The sequence below is a fragment of the Gordonia sp. (in: high G+C Gram-positive bacteria) genome (genome assembly GCF_012515855.1).
Classification (GTDB): domain Bacteria; phylum Actinomycetota; class Actinomycetes; order Mycobacteriales; family Mycobacteriaceae; genus Gordonia.
On the sequence record NZ_JAAYXO010000049.1, the window covers coordinates 1 to 2,636 of the forward strand.

The window sequence follows — 2,636 nt, forward strand, 5'->3', positions numbered from 1 at the left end:
ACGACCCGGTGCGCAAGAAGATCGCCTGCGGCGACCACGACCTGTCGAACTCGTCGGTCGCCGAACCACCCGCTGTTGAAGCCGCAGCTGCTGACGAAGCGGTACCAACCCCGTCGTGTGCGACGCCGGTTTCGACCCCTCCGCCATCCGATGTTGCGGGCGCCTCAGCCAAAGCCGAGTACGAGAGGCGGTCCGCCCGCGAACGCCGCCGCCAGGAGCAGGCCGTGGCCGATGATGCAGCCTGGCGCGAGAAGGTGAAGACGGAGCATCGGCTGGCCGGCCCGGTGGTCGCGGCCTTCACCCCGAAGCCGGTGGTGGCGGAGACCCAGTCGACGACGGCATGGAGGACCGGCGCCGAGGGCGAGGAACGCGTCGCCGAGGTCCTTGCCGACGTCGCCGGCATCGAGGTGCTGCACGACCGCCATTGGCCAGGGACTCGGTCCGCAAACATCGATCACATCGTGGTCGGACCGTCCGGAGTGTTCGTGATCGACGCCAAGAAGTACCAAGGCAAGCTCGAACTCGTCGACAAGGGCTCGTGGCTCAAGTCCGACTGGCGCCTCTACGTCAACGGTCGGAACGAGACCAAGCGAGTCGACAGCATGCTCGCCCAGGTCGAGGCGGTGAGAGGCGTGCTCGGCACCTTCGCCGATGTTCCCGTGTCCGGCGTGCTCTGCTTCATCGGAGCGGACTGGGGCCTGTTCGGACCACGGAAGGTCAAGACACTGAAGGAGGTGACGATGCTGTGGCCCCTCAAGCTGCCCGATGTCGTCACTACGGCCGGCACAGTCGATGTGGCGACGGTCGCCGCTCATCTCCGGTCGGCTCTCAAGTCGGCGCGGTAGCCCGTCGATCTTCGATCGCCGTCCTCGGGTTCTGATGCCTGTGGCGTTCCGCTGTTACAGGAGTTCGGAGCTGGAGCGGATCTCGTCGAGGACGTCGGCGACGCCGGGCAACTCGCCCCAGACGAGTTCGCCCAACTGCACGAAGCCGGTCTCGAACGCCTCAATGATCGCCACCGTTGGACTGAAGGCGGGGCTCGCAGCAAAGCCAGCCTCCGGGCGCGGCGTGAACGGCCAACCGGCAGCTTGGCTGCGAGCGTCGACGTCCTCCATCAGCGCCGCGATCTCTCCGCGAGCCAGACCTTGGCGCACGCGCTCTGACCGAAGCAGCATCGTGACGTCGTACAGGTGGCGTGCACCTCGCCGCAGCGCGTCTACATCTCCAGTCGTCGAGTGATGGTGGAGAAACGCCATCTTCTCCGCGAGGGTTCGCTCTGGAGCAAGGACGGTGACGTCGAACGCGGTGAGATCGGCGTAGTCGGCGAGTGCAGACGGGTCGAGCTGTTCCGCAGCTTCGGACATGAGCGAGCGAACGGTTCTCGTCTCGTTGGGTGCCGGGCCGCCGCGCGATCCCATCTCGAGAAGCACTCCGCTGGTGAGAAACGCGGCGTCGGTCGCTGCCGGATACGCGAAGCGGGCGTTGAGGAAGCCTCGACCCTCAGTCTCGCGTTCGTATCCGACATCGAGATCGGCAGTCACCCGGTCAGCGATCGACCGGAGGAGGCGCTTGAGCGCGTTGCCGCCGAGGCCGGTGACCACGAGCAGGTCGACATCTTCGGAGAATCGCTCGATGATCCGGTAGGCCTTGGACAAACTCGTGCCGCCCTTGAAGACGACGCTGTCGACGCCGAGGTCGTGCGCGCAGGCCGAGCGGAGCACCTCGGTAGCCCAGTAGTCCTTCTCAATCGCGCCGGGCGCGACCTCGAGGCGCTCCGCGGCGCCGTCGCGGAGCGCCTCGAACTCGGCGGTCGAATGACGCAGAAGCTCGGTCACGCGCTGGCCAGATCTGCGATGCGGTCGGTGAGCCCGGCTCGTCGCTCGTGAGCGGCGACGTCGGCGATCTTTGCCAGGTCGATCTGGCCCTTCGAGGCCAGTCGCAGCAGCCGGGCGCGCGCTTGCGGCCACGCGACTTCGGAGTACTGATCGAAATCGCGCACGCCTTCCAGAACGGCGACTTCGGTCGGCGTGAGCAAGACACGAAGTGAGTTGGAACGCGCCGTCAGCTTCACCCCATCGAGACCCTTGGGGGCGCGGCCGACGACGGCGATGTGGGGATGTCGGGGTACTTGCGTTGACAGGCCGAGGCTGTTCGCCGCGGAGGCTCCGGCCGGGCCAGACCCGGGGCCGGCCGCCACGATCGCCACTCGGGCGGGATCGGGTCGCGAGGAGCCGAATCTGGTTGGAGCCGGCTTGCGCCAGTACACGCCCTGGCGGACGCGCTTGATCGGACCGTCAGGTCGAGCGAGGCGCGACAGAAGGGAGTCAACCGCTGCTGATGTCCCGGGCACCTCCGATGTAGTGAAGTACGCGCCAGCTGGTTGGGCCATCACCCAGTCTCGTGCGGTGCTTCGGCGTGTCATGAGGCTCCTCCTAACGCTAGGAAAGTGTATCACTTAACTTGCATTCGAGACAAGGGAAATGTGGTCCGACGGCTCCATCCCACAGCGAATCTGAGTCTGCCTCGGACCAAGGGGATGCATTCCTTTGCACGGCTGCGCTATCGCAGATGAAATCGCGCAATGGGCGCGCAAAGCCCCGGCGCTCACGCGTCGGTGCTGTCACACCGCGGTGTCA

At 66.3% G+C, this 2,636-nt stretch carries 3 protein-coding genes; 1 reads left to right on the forward strand and 2 read right to left on the reverse strand.

Translation table 11 applies throughout. The features are described from left to right. A partial coding sequence (locus GX543_RS03205; protein ID WP_290849746.1) for a nuclease-related domain-containing protein occupies positions 1 to 845 on the forward strand: 845 nt, incomplete at its 5' end. Between the two features lie 54 nt (positions 846 to 899). Here the strand turns inward: GX543_RS03205 and GX543_RS03210 are convergent. Further along, positions 900 to 1,835, reverse strand: a complete 936-nt coding sequence (locus tag GX543_RS03210) for a nucleotidyl transferase AbiEii/AbiGii toxin family protein (protein WP_290849747.1) — start codon at positions 1,833 to 1,835, stop codon at positions 900 to 902. After that, positions 1,832 to 2,206, reverse strand: a complete 375-nt coding sequence (locus tag GX543_RS03215; RefSeq protein WP_290849748.1) for a hypothetical protein — start codon at positions 2,204 to 2,206, stop codon at positions 1,832 to 1,834. The genes GX543_RS03210 and GX543_RS03215 overlap by 4 nt, the downstream gene beginning before the upstream one ends. Positions 2,207 to 2,636: the final 430 nt, after the last annotated feature.